We start from the raw sequence: 18,808 nt of genomic DNA, 5'->3' as shown, positions 1-18,808 counted from the left end.
AACGGCGGCTGAGCCGGCACCGCACATGACAGTGCCCGCGGATCGAGGGATCCGCGGGCACCGTCATGTGCGGGTTCTGTCGTACGGCCTACGGCTTGACGACGGGATTGCCGTTCGGCCCGCCGGGCCCGCCGTCGCCCGGATCGGTCGGCGGCGTGATGGTCGGCGTCTCCGTCGGCGTCTGCGTCGGATCGTCCGTCGGGGTCCTGGTGGGCTTGTCCGTCGGGGTCCTGGTGGGCTTGTCCTTCGGAGTCTTGGTGGGCTTCTCGGACGGGGTCTCCGAGGGCGTCTCGGACGGGGTCTCCGTCGGCGTCGGATCCGGGTCCGCGGTCGCGCCCTCTGCGATTTCCAGGTCGAACTCGGCGGATGCCGCCTCGTCGTCCAGGGCGCCCGTCGTGTACTGCTTCCAGATCTTCGCCGGGACGCCACCACCGTTGGCGCGGCCCTCGTTGACGGTGTTGGTCAGCGTGACCTGCCCGCCCTTGGGGTCCTCGCCGAACAGGGCGACAGCGGTGACCAGTTCGGGGGTGTAGCCCACGAACCAGGCCGAGCGGTTGTTCTCCGAGGTACCGGTCTTGCCCGCCGCCTGGTAGTCGCCGGCCGCGTTGGTGCCGGAGCCGGACTTCACGACGCCCGTCATGGCCGCCGTCGTGGTGTCCGCGGCCTCGCGGCTGATTTTCTGGTCGCCGATCGGGTCGTCCAGATCGGCCTTGGTGGACTGGCGCTCGGCGGACTTCACGATGGTCGGCGTGACCTTCTTGCCATGGTTGTCGAAGGTCGCGTACACCCCGGCCATGTCCCAGGTGGAGGCGCCCATCGTGCCGAGCGACATCGCGGGCCGCTCCGGAAAGTCCTTGCCGTCCTTCATGCCGAGGTCGAGCGCGGTCTTCTTCGCCTTGGCAGGGGTGACGTCCACGATCATCTGCGCGAAGACGGAGTTGATCGAGCTGTTGGTCGCCCGCTGAACGCTGACCGGACCGTAGTCCCTGTCGTCCTCGTTCTCCGGCGCGAAGGGGGTGTCGCTGCCCTCGACGGGCCGCTTGCTGGTGCCGTCGTACTTGGTCTTGAGGCCGATCTTCACGCCGTCCTGGGTCTCGGCGCCGTTCTCCAGGGCCGAGGCGAGGACGACGGGCTTGAAGGTCGACGCGGGCTGGTAGTCGCGGCGGGTCGCGTTGGACAGCCAGTGCTCGGTGGCACCGATGCCGCCGTAGAGCGCGACGACGTGGCCGGTCTTCGGGTCGACAGACGTCGCACCCGCCTGGACGGTCGCGTCGGCCTTGTCCTTCTTGCGGTCGAGCCTCTCCTCGAGCTGCTTGTTCACCGACTTGACCAGCTGCTTCTGGCGCTTCTCGTCGATGTTGAGCGTGATGGTCCAGCCGCCGGCCTTGATCTGCTCCTCGCTGATGTTCTGACGCTCCAGCTCGGCGTTGGCCGCGTCGACGAGGTAGCCGGTCTGGCCCTCCATGCCGGGGGCGGCCTTCGGCTCCTTCGGCTTGGGGAACTTCAGACCCGCGCGCTTGCCGGAGTCGAGCCAGCCCTCCTCGACCATGTTGTCGAGTACGTAGTTCCAGCGCTCGGTGACGAGCTTCTTGCCGGTTTCCGTGGCGACCGCCAAGTCGTACTGGCTGGGGGCCTGGAGGAGAGCGGCGAGATACGCGCCCTCGGCGACGTTCAGGTCCTTCGCGTCCTTGCGGTAGTACGCCTGGGCCGCGGCCTGGATTCCGTACGCACTGCGCCCGTAGTAACTGGTGTTGATGTACCCGGCGAGGATCTCGCTCTTGTCCTTCTTCTGGTCCACCTTGAGCGAGATCACCAGCTCCTTGAGCTTGCGGGTGACCGTCTGGTCCTGGTTCAGGTAGTAGTTCTTGACGTACTGCTGGGTGATGGTGGAGCCACCCTGCTTGCCCTTGCCCGTGAGGGTGTTCATCAGGCCGCGGGCGGTGCCCTTGAAGTCGACTCCGGAGTCCTTGTAGAAGGTCTTGTTCTCGGCCGCGACGAAGGTGTCCTGAACGTCCTTGGGGATCTTCTCGAGCCCGACGATTTCGCGGTTGATCTTGCCGGTGCGGGCGAGGATCTTGCCGTTGCTGTACTTGTAGACGTTGCTCTGCATCTCGGCCTGAGCATTGGCCGAGGGCACGGGCACCAGCAGATAGATCACGAAGAACGCGCCCATCGCCAGCAGGCAGAAGCCGAGGAAGGTGCCCAGCAGCTTCCGCCAGGTGAAGAAGCGCCGTATGCCCGTGGGCTTGGCTTTCTTCGCCCGGCGCGCCCCGCGCTGCCGGGCCTGTCGCGCTTCCGCTCGGCCCATCGCTTCGTCGCTCCGCTCGTCGTTTTCTGTGGTGGATGCCCGGAATCGGCCCGGAATCAGCTCAGAAAGCTAACACTGCTCGTACAGACAAAGGGCAACCGATCCGGTCTTTTCCGGACGTGAGAATCAGCACCCCGTCTCATGGAACCGACTCCCCAGGGCCCCGGAAGGTTGCCTGACCGCGTGAGGGATGTGACTGACGGGGAGCTATACCCCCCGGGTATACACACCGCGTATACACCGCATGTAGAGTGCTCTCCATGTCCATCGGTCACACCTTGCTCGGACTCCTCGAGTCCGGCCCGCGCCACGGCTACGACCTCAAGCGCGCCTTCGACGAAATGTTCGGCCACGACCGGCCGCTCCACTACGGGCAGGTCTACTCGACCATGTCCCGCCTCCTGAAGAACGGCCTCGTCCAGGTCGACGGCATAGAGGCCGGCGGCGGGCCCGAGCGGAAGCGGTACGCCATCACCGACGCCGGGATCACCGACGTCTCGCAGTGGCTCGCCCAGCCCGAGAAGCCCGAGCCGTATCTCCAGTCGACCCTCTACACCAAGGTCGTCCTCGCGCTGCTCACCGGCCGCAGCGCCGCCGATCTGCTCGATACGCAGCGGGCCGAGCACCTGCGGCTGATGCGTATCCTCACCGACCGCAAGCGCCGCGGTGACCTCGCCGATCAGCTCATCTGCGACCACGCCCTCTTCCATCTCGAAGCCGATCTGAGGTGGCTGGAGCTGACCGCAGCCCGGCTCGACCAGCTCGCCGAGGCGGTGCGCGGATGACCCCCGCAGGCTCGCTGCTCGTCGCCGAGGATCTGCACAAGGCGTACGGCCCCACCCCCGCACTCGACGGGGCGTCCTTCTCCATCCACCCCGGCGAGGTCGTCGCCGTCATGGGTCCTTCCGGCTCCGGCAAGTCGACCCTGCTGCACTGCCTCGCCGGGATCGTGAGGCCCGACGCGGGCACCATCACCTACGGCGGGCGCGACCTCACCGCGATGCCGGACTCCGCACGCAGTGCGCTGCGCCGCAGCGAGTACGGCTTCGTCTTCCAGTTCGGCCAGCTCGTCCCCGAACTGACCTGCACCGAGAACGTCGCCCTGCCGCTGCGCCTGAACGGCACCCGGCGCAAGGAGGCCGAGCGCGCCGCACAGCAGTGGATGGAGCGCCTCGAAATCTCCGACGTCGGGCAGAAGCGGCCCGGCGAGGTCTCCGGCGGACAGGGGCAGCGCGTCGCCGTCGCCCGCGCGCTGGTCACCTCACCGCGCGTGCTCTTCGCCGACGAGCCGACCGGCGCGCTCGACTCGCTCAACGGCGAGCGCGTGATGCAGCTGCTCACCGACGCGGCCCGCGACACCAACGCCGCGGTCGTCCTCGTGACCCACGAGGCCCGGGTCGCCGCGTACTCCGACCGCGAAGTCATCGTCCGCGACGGCAAGCTGCGCGACATGGCGGGCGTGGCATGAGCAGCGCCGCCACCTGGATACGAGATCTGTCCCTGGGCATCCGGTTCGCCGTCACCGGCGGCCGGCGCGGCTGGACCCGTACGATCCTCACCGCCATCGGCGTCGGCCTGGGCGTGTCCCTTCTCCTGGTCGCCGCATCCGTGCCGCATCTCATCCAGAGCCGCGAAGACCGCGAGTCGGCCCGCACGGTGACCTTCGACAACGGCGTGAAGCGCTCCGAGCGCTCCTTCCTCATGGCCGCCACCAGCACGCTCTACCGCGGCGACACCATCGGCGGCACCCTGATCCGGCCGGAGGGCGCCCACGCGCCGGCCCCGCCCGGCCTGGCGAAGCTGCCCGGGCCCGGCGAGATGGCCGTCTCCCCCGCCCTCGCCGAACTGCTCGACTCCCCCGAAGGGGCCCTGCTGAAGGGCAGGCTGCCGTATCGCATCACCGCGACCATCGAGGACCGCGGCCTGATCGGCCCGGCCGAGCTGCGCTACTACGCGGGAAACGACACCCTCTCCGCACAGACGGCCGACTGGCGCGCTGTGAGCTACGGCGACAACGAGGGCAAGAGCGAACCACTGAACGCCGTACTGCTGCTCGTGATCCTGATGACCTGTGTGGCTCTGCTCCTGCCGGTGGCCGTGTTCATCGCCACCGCCGTCCGCTTCGGCGGCGAGCAGCGCGACCGCCGGCTGGCCGCTCTGCGTCTCGTCGGCTCCGACCAGGCGATGACACGGCGGATCGCAGCCGGTGAGTCACTGTGCGGTGCGCTGCTCGGCCTGGCGGCGGGCGCCGGATTCTTCGCGCTGATACGACAGTTGGCGGGTTCGGTGACGGTCTGGAACGTCAACGCGTTCCCGTTCGACATCGTGCCGAGCCCGGCGCTGACCGCGCTGATCGTCGTCGCCGTACCGGCATCCGCGATCGGGGTCACCCTCTTCACGCTGCGAGGCGTGTCGATCGAGCCGCTCGGTGTCGTACGGAACACGGCACCGCGCCGACGGCGGCTGTGGTGGCGGCTGCTGCTGCCCACGGCCGGTCTCGCCCTGCTGCTGCCCCAGACCGGCAAGGTCGGCATGGGGGACACCCGGATCGCCACCTATCAGATCGCGGGCGGCGCACTGCTCGTGCTGATCGGCGTCACGACGCTGCTGCCGTGGCTGGTCGAGGCGGTGGTCGGCCGTCTTCGCGGCGGCCCGGTCTCCTGGCAACTTGCCGTACGAAGACTCCAGTTGAGCAGCGGCACGGCGGCCCGCGCGGTCAGCGGCATCGTCGTCGCGGCGGCCGGAGCCATCGCGCTCCAGATGCTCTTCGCCTCCGTACAGAGCGACTTCATGAAGCCGACCGGCATGGACTCGGCCCGGGCCCAGCTGGAGACGCACGCGAGCGCAGCGGACGGCTCCGTGGCCCGCGAGATGATCCAGAAGTACACGGCGACCAAGGGTGTCTCGGGCGTGATCGGGATCATCGAGGCGTCCGTCGAGCGGCCAGGACCGCAGCGCAAGGGTGAGAGTTTCATCCCCACCACCTCGATCACCGTCGCCGACTGCCCGTCGCTGCGGGAGCTGGCGAAGCTGCCCTCCTGCAAGGACGGCGACGTCTTCATCGCCCGTACGCACGGCGGCGACGGGCCCCCCGACGACTATCTCGCCGAGACGGCCCGCGCGGGCGCGCAGGTCAACCTGCACCCGCCTGAGTACACGTCGGAGGGCATGCCGAAGAAGACCGAGCCGGTGCTGTGGCGCATCCCCGCCTCCGCCAGGAACGTCGATTCCCGTACGGACCCGATGGGGCAGAAGTCCTTCGGCATCATGGCCACGCCGTCCACAGTCGATGTGTCGAAGCTGCGCGTGCCCAGGGCCAGAGCGATGATCCAGCTCGACCCGGATGTGCCCGACGCCGCCGAGTACGCACGCAACACCGCGGCGGGCATCGACCCGCTGACCCGGGTCTCCACGCTGCAGAACTTCGAGCGTGACAGTCAGTTCTCGAGCGTACGCACCGGTCTGTTCGTCGGCGCGACGGCGACGATGCTGCTGATCGCCGCGTCGCTGCTGGTCTCGACCCTGGAGCAACTCCGCGACCGCAAGCGGCTGTTGTCGGTGCTCGTCGCCTTCGGCACCCGCCGCGCCACACTGAGCTGGTCGGTGCTGTGGCAGACGGCCGTGCCGATCGCGCTGGGGCTCGTCCTCGCGGTCACGGGCGGCATCGGGCTCGGCCTCGTCCTGCTGAAGCTGGTGAACAAGCAGGTCGCCGACTGGTGGGCGTTCGCGCCGATCACCGGGGTCGGAGCCGCCCTGATCCTGCTGGTGACGCTGCTGAGCCTGCCGCCGCTGTGGCGGATGATGCGCCCGGACGGGCTGCGTACGGAGTAACCGGCCGACCAGTCAGCCGAGCACCCGTACGGGCAGCGGGCGCATCGCCTCCCGCAGCGCCCCTGCGAACTCCGCGAACTCGCCCTGGCGTGCCGCACCCGCGCGCATCGCCAGGGCGATCCGGCGTGCGGGCGCGGGCTCCGCGAAGTACCCCGTCTGCAGCCGCCCGGCCCGGCCGGTCTCCACATCGACCGCCGTACGCGGCAACAGGGTCACACCGAGCCCGCCCGCGACCAGCTGCACCAGCGTCGACAGACCCGCCGCGGTCGTGGTCACCGGAGCACCCTCGGTGCGTCCCGCCTCCCGGCAGATGTCGAGTGCCTGGTCGCGCAGACAGTGCCCCTCATCGAGCAGCAGCAGATGCAGCTCGCGCAGTGCGTCCCGCGGGATGTCCTGCCGTCCGCCCAGCCAGTGGTCCTCGGGCGTGACCAGCACAAAGTCCTCGTCGAACAGCGGCAGCTCGATCACCCCGGGCACCCCCAGCGGCACGGCGAGCAGCAGCAGATCGAGCCGCCCGGCCCCGAGCCCCTCAAGGAGCGAGGAGGTCTGCTCCTCGTGTACCTGGAGATCGAGGTCCGGGTACCTGTCGTGGACGAGCCGCAGCACGTTCGGCAGCAGATAGGGAGCGACGGTCGGAATCACACCGAGCCTGAGCACCCCGGTGAAGGGGGCCCGCACCGCCTCGGCCTCCTCCATCAGCTCGCCGACCGCGTCCAGCACCGCCTTGGCCCGCACCGCGAGCCGCTCCCCGGCCGGGGACAGCAGCACCTTGCGCGTCGTACGCTCCAGCAGCTGGACGCCCAGTACCACCTCCAGCGCGGACACGGCCCCGGAGAGCGCGGGCTGACTCATCCCGATTGCTGCCGCGGCGTCCCGGAAGTGCAGATGCTCGGCCGCGGCCGCAAAGGCGCGCAGCTGCGCGAGGCTCGGCTGTTTGATCCTGTTTGTCCCGCTCACTGATAACTGCCTCCGATCATGACGACCGAGTCTAGCTATTTCTGTGATCAATGCACCCTGTGCCAGGATCAAGCTCCGTCCAACCCCCTGGAAGACCCCACAAGGGAAATCCACCTGTGCAAGGAGAGCGCGTGCTCACTGTCGGTGACCAGTTCCCCACGTTCGAACTGACCGCCTGCGTCTCGCTGGAGAGCGGCAAGGAGTTCGAGGAGATCAACCACAAGTCCTACGAGGGCAAGTGGAAGGTCGTCTTCGCGTGGCCCAAGGACTTCACCTTCGTCTGCCCCACCGAGATCGCCGCCTTCGGCAAGCTGAACGACGAGTTCGCCGACCGTGACGCCCAGATCCTCGGCTTCTCCGGCGACTCCGAGTTCGTCCACCACGCCTGGCGCAAGGACCACGCCGACCTGCGTGACCTGCCCTTCCCGATGCTGGCCGACTCCAAGCACGAGCTGATGCGCGACCTCGGCATCGAGGGCGAGGACGGCTTCGCGCAGCGCGCCGTCTTCATCGTCGACCCGAACAACGAGATCCAGTTCACGATGGTGACCGCCGGCTCCGTCGGCCGTAACCCCAAGGAGGTCCTGCGGGTGCTGGACGCCCTGCAGACCGACGAGCTGTGCCCGTGCAACTGGACCAAGGGCGAGAACACCCTCGACCCCGTCGCACTCCTGTCGGGCGAGTGATCCGAGATGTCTCTCGACAACCTCAAGTCCGCCGTACCGGACTACGCCAAGGACCTTAAGCTGAACCTCGGTTCGGTGATCGGCAGCAGTGACCTGCCTCAGCAGCAGCTCTGGGGCACCGTCCTGGCCTGCGCGATCGCCTCGCGCTCGCCGAAGGTGCTGCGCGAGCTGGAGCCGGAGGCCAAGGCCAACCTCTCGCCCGAGGCGTACACCGCCGCCAAGTCGGCCGCCGCCGTCATGGCGATGAACAACGTCTTCTACCGGACCCGGCATCTGCTCTCCGACCCGGAGTACGGGACGCTGCGCGCCGGTCTGCGGATGAACGTCATCGGCAACCCGGGTGTGGAGAAGGTCGACTTCGAGCTCTGGTCGCTCGCCGTGTCCGCGATCAACGGCTGCGGCCAGTGCCTCGACTCGCACGAGCAGGTGCTCCGTAAGGCCGGTGTGGACCGCGAGACGGTCCAGGAGGCTTTCAAGATCGCCGCGGTGATCCAGGCGGTCGGTACGACCCTGGACGCCGAGGCCGCCCTGGCCGAGTAGGTCCGTACACAGTCCATCACGGTCCATGTACGAAGGCGCCGAGCCGACGGGGGCGCCTTTGTCGTACGTTCAGCTCCGCAGCTTGGCCATCAGGTCCCTCATGTCCTCGATCATGAAGGGCCGGATCCCCGACAGATCCTCGTGCGGGGTCTCGCCGTCGGTGTCGTCCGGCCCCACGGGCTGTACGTCCAGGGTGAGCACCGCCTGCCCGTCCAGCACATGGAGGGTCGGCACGTCGTCGCTCGTGTCGTCCAGGACGAAGTAGGCCCGCTCGCCGAGTCCTTCGACCCGCTCGAGCCGGACCCCTTCGTCCCCGTAGATCCCCTGCATGCCGACGCCGGCGTCGAACTCCGGCCCCGGGTCGGTCTTCTTGTGCAGTTCGTAGGTGAAGTAGACCTCCGCGGTTGCCGCTTCCGGGCCGTTCTCATCCGGCTTCGGCGCCGGCTGGTCCGACGGGGTCAGGCCGGCCCAGCAGTAGGCCACGTCGAGGCTGGTGTGCTCCCGCCCCATCGGCGTCCGGGACTCCACCTTCCCGATCGCGGTGGACAGCGCCTTCAGCTCGGTCTCCAGACAGAGATTGCGGCTCACGCGGTATCCGCCGAGGTCCGGGTCCCTGCTCTTGTATGCGTAGACACCGCCCGCCCACAGCGCCGATGCGACCAGTGCCCCGCCGAGCGCCCATACCCAGGCCGGACGGGAGCGCCAGGCCGGGACACCGGTGGCCGTGCCCGCGATCGTCTCGGGCATGGCCGAATCGGCCGCGTCCGTGTCGGCCGCGTCCGCTCCACCGCCGTGCTGCCGGGGGATCTCCGCATCGCCGAGCGGCTGTTCCTCCCCCACCAGCTCCGGCTCGGATATCACTCCCTGTCCTCCGCGGCCCCGGCTGTCGCGGGTGCCGGGGTCGGCGCGACCTCGATAGCCGTGGCGCCGTGCGGCGGCGGCGCGGCACGCAGCGCCTGTTCCTTGCTGTACGCGCGCAGATAGCCGACGACCGTGTTGGTCACCGCCACCAGCGGCACCGCCACCACCGCGCCGCCGATGCCCGCGGTCATGCCGCCCGCCGCGACCGCGAGGACGACGGCGAGGGGATGCACCCGGACCGCGCGGCCCAGGATGAACGGCTGCAGCACATGGCCCTCGATCTGCTGCACGGCCAGCACGACGATCAGCACCATCAGCGCGGTGAACACGCCCTGGGTGACCAGTGCGACGACGACGGCCAGCGCGCCGGAGATGACGGCGCCGACGAGCGGGATGAAGGCGAACAGGAAGATGAACACGGCGAGCGGTACGGCCATGGGGACATCGAGGAAGTAGATGCCGAGGCCGATGAAGATCGCGTCGATCAGCGCCACTATCACCGTGCCGCGCACATAGGCCGTGAGCGTGCGCCAGGCGCGCGGACCGGCTCCTGCGACACCCTCGCGTGCCTGTGCGGGGACCAGCTTGAGCACCCACTGCCAGATGCGCTTCCCGTCGTACAGCAGGAAGAGCGTGGAGAACATCGCCAGCAGTATCCCGGTGAGGATCTCCACCATCACCGTCACACCCTGCAGACCGGCCGAGGTGATCTCCTCGGTGTTGGTCCCGATGGTGTCGCTGAGGTTCTTGGCGATGTCGTTGATCTGCTGCTCGGTGACATGGAACGGGCTGTCGAGCAGCCAGCGTTTGAGCTCCTCGATGCCGTCCCTGACCCGGTCGGAGAGATTGTCGAGGTTGTCCATGACCTGCCAGACCACGAACCAGCCGACCAGCCCCATGATGACGAAGCCCGCTATCGCGGTGACCGCGGTGGCCAGTCCGCGCGGCAGGCCGAGCCTCTTCAGCCGGGCGACGGTGGGCTGGAGCATGGCGGTGACGAGCAGCGCCGCGACGAAGGCGAGGACCACCAGCTGTACGGCGCTGATGACCCGTATCAACACCCAGAGCGTGCCTGCCAGTACGAGCAGCCGCCAGCCGGCCTCGGCGGCGACGCGGATGCCCCAGGGGATGGCCGCGACCGGATCGGGCCTGGCGGCTATCGCGGGGGCGTAGGAGGGCGGTGGCGGGACACTGTCCGGTACGGCGGGCAGGACGGCGCCGGGCACCTCGTCCTCGGCCGCCTCGGTGCGGCGCTCTTCCAGGTGCTCGCCGATCCGGGTCAGAGAGGCGCCCATCCCGGCGAGCCAGCCTGGCAGTCTTGACATGATCTTTCCTCTTCCCCCCACCACTCCCCCCGGAGCTGTTCCGACGACGGTACACGCACGAAGCCCCTCACCGTATGACGGTGAGGGGCTCTGCGAAGTTGAGCGTCGGCCGCAACTAGTACCAGTTGTTGGCCTGCCAGAACGACCACGCGCCACAGGGGCTGTCGTAGCGGCTGTTCATGTAGTTCAGGCCCCACTTGATCTGAGTCGCGGGGTTGGTCTGCCAGTCGGCGCCGGCCGAGGACATCTTCGAGCCCGGCAGCGCCTGGACGAGACCGTAGGCGCCGGAAGAGGCGTTCTGGGCCTGGTAGTTCCAGCTGGACTCGTGGTCCACGATGTTGCTGAAGCACTGGAACTGGTCGGCAGGAATCATCTGCCGTGCGATCGCCTGGACCTCGGCGACGGAGTAGGAGCTCTTCGCGGAGAAGCTCGACGCGTCGCGCACGGAGTCGCGGCTGGCGCGCTCCTTCGCATCGGCCTCGCGCTGCGCCTTCTCCTCGGCGGCTTCCTTCTTCGCCTCGGCGGTCTTGGCGGCCTGGAGGCGGGCGGCTTCCTCGGCAGACTTCTTCGCGGCCGCGTCGGCGGCAGCGGCCTGTGCGTCGGCCTGCTGCGTCAGGGACGAGACCTGAATCTGGGCCTGGTGGCCCACGGGTATGTCTGCGAGGAGTGTCGCGTCGGCTGCCGTTGCCTCGAGGTTGTCGCTCGAGGGCTGGACATTGCCCGACGCAACGCCCACGACGGCGCCGACGGTGGTGACCGCAGTGGCAGATGCCACGGCGAATCCCCGGACCGAGATCCGGCTCACACGGTTTCCTTCCAGCATCGCCCGCTTCGGTGACCTCGCGAGCGCAATCGTGCCCCTGGCACTGGCCTCCCTACTACTTGGGTCACGGGAGGCGCGGACCCGGTGGGCAACTCCCTCACGGGAGAAGCCGCATGAAGCTCTCGGGCGGCACACGACGGCAGGTCTTGAGTTGTGTGGTGCGGTGCACCGGGTGGTGCTGGTGTGTCGTATGCGGGGCCTGACGGAAGCAAGACTTTGCCGGAAGCCGACGCCGCAAGGCAATTCTTCGTTGCGTGTGAAAGGTCACATGCCGTTTGGGCCAGGGGTTTTACGGAAACCGGGGGACAGCACGACGCCGCCCGGCTACGCTCTTGCGCTTTGCCGGGCGGCGCCAACTGCCGTACTGCACCAACAGCTTGTATTCCGGGCTAGATCTAGCCTTCCTCCAGCATTTCGGTCACAAGCGCCGCAATCTGCGAGCGCTCGGAGCGGGTGAGGGTGACATGCGCGAAGAGCGGATGACCCTTCAACTTCTCGACGACGGCGACGACTCCGTCATATCGGCCGACGCGCAGATTGTCCCGTTGTGCCACATCATGCGTGAGAACAACCCGGGAATTGGCCCCGATACGGGACAGAACAGTCAGCAGGACGTTCCGTTCCAGGGACTGGGCCTCGTCGACGATGACGAACGCGTCATGCAGCGAGCGGCCCCGGATGTGGGTGAGCGGCAGGACCTCGAGCATGCCGCGCCCCAGCACCTCCTCGATCACGTCCCGGCCCGCCACGGCCGAGAGCGTGTCGAAGACGGCCTGCGCCCAGGGGCTCATCTTCTCGGCCTCGGTGCCGGGCAGATAGCCGAGCTCCTGGCCGCCCACGGCGTACAACGGCCGGAAGACCATTACCTTCTGATGCTGCCTGCGCTCCAGGACCGCCTCGAGACCGGCGCACATGGCCAGCGCCGACTTTCCGGTGCCGGCCCGGCCGCCGAGCGAGATGATGCCGACGTCCGGGTCGAGGAGCAGATCGAGCGCGATGCGCTGCTCGGCGCTGCGGCCGTGGATGCCGAAGGCCTCCCGGTCGCCGCGCACCAGCTTCACATTGCCCTCGGCCGAGACCCGGCCCAGTGCCTTGCCCCGCTCGGACTGCAGGACGAGGCCCGTATGGACGGGCAGTTCGGCAGCCTCGGGGACGTACAGCGTCTCCTCTCCGTACAGCAGGTCCACCTGTTCGGCGGAGAGCGGCAGTTCCGACATTCCGGTCCAGCCGGAGTCGGTGATGGCCAGCTCGGCGCGGTACTCCTCGGCCAGCAGGCCGACGGACGAGGCCTTGATACGCAGGGGCAGGTCCTTGGAGACGACCGTGACGTCGTACCCCTCGGCCTGGAGATTGCGGGCCACCGCCAGAATCCGTGAGTCGTTGTCCCCCAATCGGAAGCCGGCCGGAAGGACGCCGGGATCGGAGTGGTTGAGCTCGACACGGAGTGTGCCTCCGAGGTCGCCCATGGGGATGGGGGCGTCGAGGCGTCCGAAGCGGATACGGAAATCGTCCAGCAGGCGCAGGGCCTGGCGGGCGAAGTAACCGAGCTCCGGGTGGTGCCTCTTGGCCTCCAGCTCTGTGATCACCACGATCGGGAGCACGACTTCGTGCTCGTCGAAGCGGGTCAGAGCGTTCGGGTCGGCCAGCAGGACGCTGGTGTCGAGAACGTAGGTGCGCCTGTCGGGCATGCGGCGCTTTGTGCTGTTCACCACGGAAGGACGTACCCCCTCGGATGAGGTCGGGGTGCGACTGCGACGGCGTCGCGGGGGGATGGGGCCGGGCTCGGGCGCCGATGCGCGGGCCGAACACCGGCCCTCCCCGTCGTCCGTGCAGGTACTGCACGGTCGTCCTGGTGCAAAGGGCCTCCCGGGTGAGCGGACTCCATGCCACTCACTCTGGAAGGGATATTCCCTCGAACATGCGCAGCCATGCCATGGCATATGACGGCGCATGGATGAACACGGGGTGACAGCACTCACCCGGGTGTACGTGAGCCGCGGGAATCCCGTCAGGCGCCGTAGCGGCGGTGACGCGCCGCGTAGTCGCGCAGCGCGCGCAGGAAGTCGACCTTGCGGAAGGCGGGCCAGAAGACTTCGCAGAAGTAGTACTCGGAGTGGGCGCTCTGCCAGAGCATGAATCCGGACAGCCGCTGCTCGCCGCTGGTACGGATGACCAGGTCGGGGTCGGGCTGGCCGCGGGTGTAGAGGTGCTCGGAGATGTGCTCGACGTCGACGATCTCGGCGAGCTCCTCGAAGCTGGTGCCCTTGTCCGCGTGCTCCAGGAGGAGGGAGCGGACGGCGTCCGCGATTTCCTGCCTGCCGCCGTAGCCGACAGCGACGTTCACAAGTATTCCGTCGATGCCGACGGTCGCCTGTTCGGCTTCCTTCACTACGGACTGGGTGCGGGCGGGCAGCAGGTCGAGCGTGCCCACGTGGTGGACACGCCAGCGGCCGTCGGCGGCCAGGTCACGGACCGTGTCCTCGATGATGCCGAGCAGCGGGATCAACTCGTCCTCGGGCCGGTCGAAGTTGTCCGTGGACAGCATCCACAGCGTGACGACCTCGACATCGGTCTCGTGGCACCAGCCGAGAAACTCGGAGATCTTGTCTGCCCCGGCCTTGTGGCCCTGCGCGGCGGTGCCGCCGGACGCCTTGGCCCAGCGACGGTTGCCGTCGAGGATGACGCCGATGTGCTTGGGCACCTGGGCGTGGTCGAGGCGGCCTTCCACCCGGCGTGCGTAGAGCCCGTACACCAGGTCGCGCAAGTTCACTGAGTTCACCTCTCGGTTCTGTCGGGCTCACCGGCCCTACTGCGCGGGGTCTGGGGCTCCGCGGCGCCGGCCGCTGATGTCACAGTCCCCAGGAGATGCAGCACAGTCCCTGACCCCCGTGTGCGGCAGTCCCCGAAGCCGCCACAGTACTGCGCACGGGCCACAGCGGCCCAACCCGGTCTGTCACAAGTCCGTGATAAGGAGGGATGCGTGACTGATTCCTCCTCCTACCGAGCCTACGCGGACCGCTACGAGTCGATGGAGTACCGGCGCAGTGGCCGCTCCGGGCTCAAGCTCCCCGCGATCTCCCTCGGCCTCTGGCACAACTTCGGCGACGACCGCTCCCTGGACTCGCAGCGCGCCATCCTGCGCCGCGCCTTCGATCTGGGTGTGACGCACTTCGACCTGGCGAACAACTACGGGCCGCCGCCCGGTTCGGCCGAGCTCAATTTCGGCAAGATCTTTGCGCAGGACTTCGCTGCGTACCGCGATGAACTGGTCATTTCGACCAAAGCAGGCTATCTGATGCATCCCGGTCCCTACGGCGAGTGGGGTTCGCGGAAGTATCTGCTCTCCTCCCTCGACGCTTCCCTGAAGCGGATGGGGCTCGACTACGTCGACATCTTCTACTCCCACCGCTTCGACCCGGAGACTCCGCTCGAGGAGACGATGGGCGCGCTGGCCTCCGCCGTGCAGCAGGGCAAGGCGCTGTACGTGGGTGTGTCGTCGTACAACGCGGAGCAGACCGCCGATGCGGCCGGACTGCTGAAGGAGATGGGCGTCCCCGCCCTCATCCACCAGCCCTCGTACTCCATGATCAACCGCTGGATCGAGGACGACGGACTGCTCGACACGCTGGAGAACGCGGGCATGGGCTGCATCTCCTTCGTGCCGCTCGCGCAGGGCCTGCTCACCGGTAAGTACCTCAAGGGCATCCCGGAGGGCTCGCGGGCCACGCAGGGCAAGTCCCTGGACCCGAACCTGCTCTCCGACGAGGTCACCCGGCGTCTCAACGGTCTGAACGACATCGCCGTGTCGCGCGGTCAGTCGCTCGCCCAGCTGGCGCTGTCCTGGGTGCTGCGGGACCCGCGGATGACCTCCGCGCTGATCGGCGCGTCCAGCGTGCAGCAGCTGGAGGAGAACGTCGCGGCGCTGGCCGGGCCGCCCCTGAGCGCCGAGGAGTTGAAGGAGATCGACACCTTCGCCGTGGACACCGCGGGCACCAACATCTGGGCCGGGCGCGGCTGAGAGAGCGCCCAAGAAGGCGGAGGGAAAAAACGGGCCGGTCCGTGGGGGGGGATACGGACCGGCCCGAGGGGGGGTTTCCACCATAACCCTTCGTAAGTGGTGCTGAGTGCCACGCCATGCCGTAGCCACGCTCCGGATACGGAGGCGACGCGGGCACCCTGGGCCGGGCCCGGAAAGCGGCGGCTTCCGGGGCCGGAGCCCGCCCGGGGGCCGTACCCCCCAAGAGGGACCCGGCTTCGGGCTCATCGTTGACGCTGGGCGGCGGCTCCCTGTCAGACGGCCTGTTCCTTGGCCTTGTTGGCGAGAATCTGCCCCATGAAGGCGTCGCCCCACTCCCCGAGCGGCAGCAGTGCGGTGTTGAGCGCCTGGCCCAGCTCGGTGAGGGAGTACTCCACCCGTGGCGGGACCTCGCGGTACACCTCGCGATGCACAACGCCGTCCGCCTCCAGCTCGCGCAGCTGCTGGATGAGCATCTTCTCGCTGACGCCGCTCACATGGCGCTTCAGCTCCCCGAAGCGGTACGTCCCGTCGTGCAGCGCCCACAGGATGAGGGCTTTCCACTTGCCGCCGACGACGTCCACGGCGGCGTCGAGACCGCAGCTGTAGGACGACTTCACCTTGCCCACGCCAACTCCTCTCGTCCGACCAGTACTTACCGTTTCGCCAGTACTCCACCGTACGGGAGTCGGCGGGGGTTGGTTCAGCCCCTTCGCAACGAGGACAGGAACTGGCCTATATGGCTCCTAGAGTCGTCCGCATGACGAAACGCAGTGTGACGTGGACCCAGGCCAGTGCCCGCAGGCTGGCGCGCCAGGGACTGGCCGCACCCGCCAAGAGCTCCCCCGCCCGGATCGCCGCCGCCATGCTCGGGGCGCATGCGCAGGTGCTGTCCGCCGCCGAGCTGTCGCTCGCCCTGCGGCTGGACGGCGGCGCGACCCGGGCCGATGTGCGCGAGGCACTGTGGAGCGAAGGAAGCCTGGTGAAGACGTACGGGCCGCGCGGCACCGTTCATCTGCTGCCCGCGGCCGATCTTCCGCTGTGGACCGGTGCGCTGTCCGCGATCCCGGCCGGCCCGAGCCCCCAGCCCGCGGACGTACGGATGACGGCCGAGCAGACCGACCAGGTCGTCGCGGCCATCGGGGACGCACTCGCCGGCGCCGAGCTGACGATCGACGAGCTGACCGAGGCGATCGTCGCGCGAACCGGCTCCTGGGCCGGGGACCGGGTGATGGACGCCTTCCAGGACAAGTGGCCGCGCTGGCGCCAGGTCATGCACAGGGCCGCGCACCGCGGGGTGCTCCGCTTCGCGCCCAACCGCGGCCGCAAGGCGACCTACACCAGTCCCGGCATCACCCCCATGGACGGGCCTGCCGCACTGGCCGCGCTCGTGGACCGCTATCTGCGCGCCTACGGGCCCGCGACACCGCAGCACTTCGCCAAGTGGCTTGCCGCACCCAGGGGTTGGGCCGCCGACCTCTTCGCCTCGCTCGCGGACGGGGCACGCATCGAGGAGGTCGTGTTCGAGGGCAGCCCGGCATGGGTGGCCGCGGGCGATGCCGGGTTCCCGGACGAACTTCCGCAGGGCGTACGGCTGCTGCCGTACTTCGACGCGTACGCCATCGCCTCGCAGCCGCGCGAGTTGCTGTTCCCCGGAGCCGCGTACGAGCGGGCGCTGGCCGGCGGGCAGGCCGGGAACTTCCCGGTCGTGCTCGTCGGCGGGACCGTCGCCGGTGTCTGGCACCAGCGGCGGTCGGGGCGGCGGATCACTGTGACCGTGGAGCCTATCGGGGATGCGCTGAAGACGGCCGCGAGCCGCCGGGAACTGGAGCAGCAGGCCGACCGGGTCGGCGAAATCCTTCAGGGACAGGCCGAGTTGACGGTGGGGAGGGTCACGGTCGGCGCGCATGCGTGAGGCGCAGCAGGGTGATGCCGTCGCGCTGGGCAACACGCTCGTAGCCGTACTTGCGCTGAGCGGCGTCCAGTTCGGCGGCCTGCTGCTCGGGTGGGTAGGGCCAGTGACCCGTCCGGTAGGGCCATGCCTCGGGCGCGCTGCTGTCGTGGACGATCCACTCCGCGGTGGGGCGGGGCAGCTGCTTCGTGTCGTACTCGTACAGCCGCGCGTGAACCGGGAAGGTCGGGAACAGGACGACCTCGCAGCGTGAAGTGAGCTGTGGGGCAAGGCGGTTGGAGGCGGCGACCGTCGCACCGTCGGGGATCTGCGCGAGCAGCGAGCGGGCCGCCCGGATGTGCGGCGTGGTGTGCCAGGTGGCGCGCTGGGCCAGCTGGGCGAGGGGGAACGACGGCAGCATGACGACGGTGACCGCGAGGACCGTGACGAGCGAGGCGCGCAGATGGCGGGTGGAGAGCGGATGGTCCACGCCGCGCCACTGCCGCAGGGTGTCGATGAGACCGGCGAAGACGATCGGCATCAGGACGGCGCTGTAGTGGAAGGACGTGCCCCAGTGGAAGGCGTTCTGCGACAGCATCCGCCAGGCGAGTGTGGGCACGGCGAGCAGCGCCACCGATGAGCGCAGGGCGAGCAGCGCGGACGGGGCGAAGACCAGGACCAGGGTCATGGCTTTGACGTCGGGGCGCAGGGCGTCCAGCGGGGCGAAGGCGATGGTGCTGAGCAGCGAGCTGTGGCTGCCTTCGGCGAGGTTCTCGCCGTGTGCGTAGCCGCCGGCCGGGTTGAAGGCGGGCAGCAGCAGCTTGATCTCGATCGCCGATGCGAGCAGTCCTGCGGCGGCGGTGATCGCGCCGAGGCGGCGTGGCCCCTTCCACGCGACGTAGCCGCCGAGGGCGGCGAGGGTGAGGCCCAGGTCCTCCTTGATCAGGACCAGCGGGGCCGCCCAGGCGACGGCCTGCACCCAGCGCTGCCGGCCGAGCGCCTCCAGGGCGAAGGAGATCAGCGGAACGGCGAGCGCGACCTCGTGGAAGTCGAAGGCTGCGGCCGATGCGATGCCCCAGCTCAGGCCGTAGCCGACGGCGACGGCATGCGCAGGGCGGCGGCCGAGCACCCGCAGGGCCCAGCGCACGAGCGGCACGGCGGCCAGCGCGAGGAGCGCGGACTGGGCGACGAGGAGACAGAGGGGGGACGGCCAGAGGCGGTAGAGGGGGGCGAGGACGGCGAGCGCCGGATGGAAGTGGTCGCCGAGCAGATTGAAGTGGTCCCCGCGCAACGGGACGATGGGCGGCCGCAGTTGGGAGTAGGCGCGTAGGGCCTGCTCGAAGATGCCGAGGTCGTAGCCGGTGGTGCGCATGAGCATGTGGCGGCGTACGGCGACGGTCGCATAGAGCAGAAGGAACGCCGCCGCCCAGCTCCAGGGGAGCAGGGCGGCGGGGAAGCGGGCAGCGGGGCGGGCCCCGGGCTCCGGCGAGGGGGCGGGGATCAGGGACCGCAGAACTCCACGCCGTACCGCCGCATTGTCAGAAAATGTCCGCATGCATCCGGATGCTAGA

16 protein-coding genes are annotated in these 18,808 nt (G+C 68.9%); 7 read left to right on the top strand and 9 right to left on the bottom strand.

Annotated elements, in window-relative coordinates; translation table 11 throughout:
• Positions 1-88 precede the first annotated feature (88 nt).
• Positions 89-2,308 (bottom strand): transglycosylase domain-containing protein, encoded by a 2,220-nt coding sequence (locus ABZS64_RS15585; RefSeq protein ID WP_355828743.1) that lies wholly within the window; start codon positions 2,306-2,308, stop codon positions 89-91.
• Between the two features lie 260 nt (positions 2,309-2,568).
• Here ABZS64_RS15585 and ABZS64_RS15580 point away from each other — a divergent pair, with 260 nt between their 5' ends.
• The 3 genes from ABZS64_RS15580 to ABZS64_RS15570 are packed head-to-tail and all read left to right on the top strand — an operon-like array spanning position 2,569 to position 6,139.
• A complete protein-coding gene (locus ABZS64_RS15580) occupies positions 2,569-3,093 on the top strand; it encodes a PadR family transcriptional regulator (RefSeq protein ID WP_355828740.1) in 525 nt (174 codons plus the stop codon).
• Complete coding sequence (locus tag ABZS64_RS15575; protein ID WP_355828737.1) at positions 3,090-3,776, top strand: ABC transporter ATP-binding protein; 687 nt, start codon at positions 3,090-3,092, stop codon at positions 3,774-3,776. Before ABZS64_RS15580 ends, ABZS64_RS15575 begins: the two co-directional genes overlap by 4 nt.
• Complete coding sequence (locus ABZS64_RS15570; RefSeq protein WP_355828736.1) at positions 3,773-6,139, top strand: FtsX-like permease family protein; 2,367 nt, start codon at positions 3,773-3,775, stop codon at positions 6,137-6,139. The genes ABZS64_RS15575 and ABZS64_RS15570 overlap by 4 nt, the downstream gene beginning before the upstream one ends.
• A 12-nt stretch (positions 6,140-6,151) precedes the next feature.
• Here the strand turns inward: ABZS64_RS15570 and ABZS64_RS15565 are convergent, their stop codons facing one another.
• Positions 6,152-7,096, bottom strand: a complete 945-nt coding sequence (locus tag ABZS64_RS15565) for a hydrogen peroxide-inducible genes activator (RefSeq protein WP_355828733.1) — start codon at positions 7,094-7,096, stop codon at positions 6,152-6,154.
• 131 nt (positions 7,097-7,227) lie between these two features.
• Between ABZS64_RS15565 and ABZS64_RS15560 the strand changes: the two genes are divergently transcribed.
• Both ABZS64_RS15560 and ABZS64_RS15555 read left to right on the top strand, forming a co-directional pair.
• Positions 7,228-7,782 (top strand): peroxiredoxin, encoded by a 555-nt coding sequence (locus tag ABZS64_RS15560; RefSeq protein ID WP_355828730.1) that lies wholly within the window; start codon positions 7,228-7,230, stop codon positions 7,780-7,782.
• A gap of 6 nt (positions 7,783-7,788) precedes the next feature.
• Complete coding sequence (locus ABZS64_RS15555) at positions 7,789-8,322, top strand: alkyl hydroperoxide reductase (RefSeq protein ID WP_355828727.1); 534 nt, start codon at positions 7,789-7,791, stop codon at positions 8,320-8,322.
• 69 nt (positions 8,323-8,391) lie between these two features.
• Here the strand turns inward: ABZS64_RS15555 and ABZS64_RS15550 are convergent, their stop codons facing one another.
• From ABZS64_RS15550 to ABZS64_RS15530, 5 genes are all read right to left on the bottom strand, one after another.
• On the bottom strand, positions 8,392-9,183 hold the full coding sequence (locus ABZS64_RS15550) for a hypothetical protein (RefSeq protein ID WP_355828724.1): 792 nt from the start codon (positions 9,181-9,183) through the stop codon (positions 8,392-8,394).
• On the bottom strand, positions 9,180-10,508 hold the full coding sequence (locus tag ABZS64_RS15545; RefSeq protein ID WP_355828721.1) for an AI-2E family transporter: 1,329 nt from the start codon (positions 10,506-10,508) through the stop codon (positions 9,180-9,182). The genes ABZS64_RS15550 and ABZS64_RS15545 overlap by 4 nt, the downstream gene beginning before the upstream one ends.
• Positions 10,509-10,623: 115 nt before the next feature.
• Entirely contained in the window at positions 10,624-11,313 is a 690-nt protein-coding gene (locus tag ABZS64_RS15540) for a transglycosylase SLT domain-containing protein (protein WP_355828718.1), read from the bottom strand.
• Between the two features lie 413 nt (positions 11,314-11,726).
• On the bottom strand, positions 11,727-13,043 hold the full coding sequence (locus tag ABZS64_RS15535) for a PhoH family protein (RefSeq protein ID WP_355828715.1): 1,317 nt from the start codon (positions 13,041-13,043) through the stop codon (positions 11,727-11,729).
• Positions 13,044-13,339: 296 nt separating this feature from the next.
• On the bottom strand, positions 13,340-14,101 hold the full coding sequence (locus ABZS64_RS15530) for an isoprenyl transferase (protein ID WP_355828712.1): 762 nt from the start codon (positions 14,099-14,101) through the stop codon (positions 13,340-13,342).
• 210 nt (positions 14,102-14,311) lie between these two features.
• On the opposite strand from ABZS64_RS15530, the gene mgrA reads away from it, so the two are divergent.
• Positions 14,312-15,349, top strand: a complete 1,038-nt coding sequence (gene mgrA / locus ABZS64_RS15525) for an L-glyceraldehyde 3-phosphate reductase (RefSeq protein ID WP_355828710.1) — start codon at positions 14,312-14,314, stop codon at positions 15,347-15,349.
• Between the two features lie 272 nt (positions 15,350-15,621).
• On the opposite strand, the gene ABZS64_RS15520 is transcribed toward mgrA, so the two are convergent.
• A complete protein-coding gene (locus tag ABZS64_RS15520; RefSeq protein WP_355828707.1) occupies positions 15,622-15,975 on the bottom strand; it encodes a helix-turn-helix domain-containing protein in 354 nt (117 codons plus the stop codon).
• 131 nt (positions 15,976-16,106) lie between these two features.
• Between ABZS64_RS15520 and ABZS64_RS15515 the strand changes: the two genes are divergently transcribed.
• The gene (locus ABZS64_RS15515; RefSeq protein ID WP_355828704.1) at positions 16,107-17,261 is read left to right on the top strand and encodes a winged helix DNA-binding domain-containing protein; all 1,155 of its coding nucleotides are present in this window, start codon (positions 16,107-16,109) and stop codon (positions 17,259-17,261) included.
• Here ABZS64_RS15515 and ABZS64_RS15510 read toward each other — a convergent pair.
• Positions 17,239-18,792, bottom strand: a complete 1,554-nt coding sequence (locus ABZS64_RS15510; protein WP_355828702.1) for a DUF2079 domain-containing protein — start codon at positions 18,790-18,792, stop codon at positions 17,239-17,241. The genes ABZS64_RS15515 and ABZS64_RS15510 overlap by 23 nt on opposite strands.
• Positions 18,793-18,808: the final 16 nt, after the last annotated feature.

The organism is Streptomyces sp. NPDC005408 (assembly GCF_040606445.1).
Taxonomy (GTDB): Bacteria; Actinomycetota; Actinomycetes; order Streptomycetales; family Streptomycetaceae; genus Streptomyces.
This window is presented reverse-complemented; position numbering and strand designations above follow the sequence as displayed.

Bases quoted from the DNA above. Each gene is read 5' to 3' on its own strand.
- ABZS64_RS15575 (WP_355828737.1), top strand. From the start codon at position 3,090: ATGACCCCCGCAGGCTCGCTGCTCGTCGCCGAGGATCTGCACAAGGCG.
- ABZS64_RS15515 (WP_355828704.1), top strand. From the start codon at position 16,107: ATGACGAAACGCAGTGTGACGTGGACCCAGGCCAGTGCCCGCAGGCTG.
- ABZS64_RS15580 (WP_355828740.1), top strand. From the start codon at position 2,569: ATGTCCATCGGTCACACCTTGCTCGGACTCCTCGAGTCCGGCCCGCGC.
- ABZS64_RS15555 (WP_355828727.1), top strand. From the start codon at position 7,789: ATGTCTCTCGACAACCTCAAGTCCGCCGTACCGGACTACGCCAAGGAC.
- ABZS64_RS15510 (WP_355828702.1), bottom strand. From the start codon at position 18,792: ATGCGGACATTTTCTGACAATGCGGCGGTACGGCGTGGAGTTCTGCGG.
- ABZS64_RS15545 (WP_355828721.1), bottom strand. From the start codon at position 10,508: ATGTCAAGACTGCCAGGCTGGCTCGCCGGGATGGGCGCCTCTCTGACC.
- ABZS64_RS15570 (WP_355828736.1), top strand. From the start codon at position 3,773: ATGAGCAGCGCCGCCACCTGGATACGAGATCTGTCCCTGGGCATCCGG.
- ABZS64_RS15585 (WP_355828743.1), bottom strand. From the start codon at position 2,308: ATGGGCCGAGCGGAAGCGCGACAGGCCCGGCAGCGCGGGGCGCGCCGG.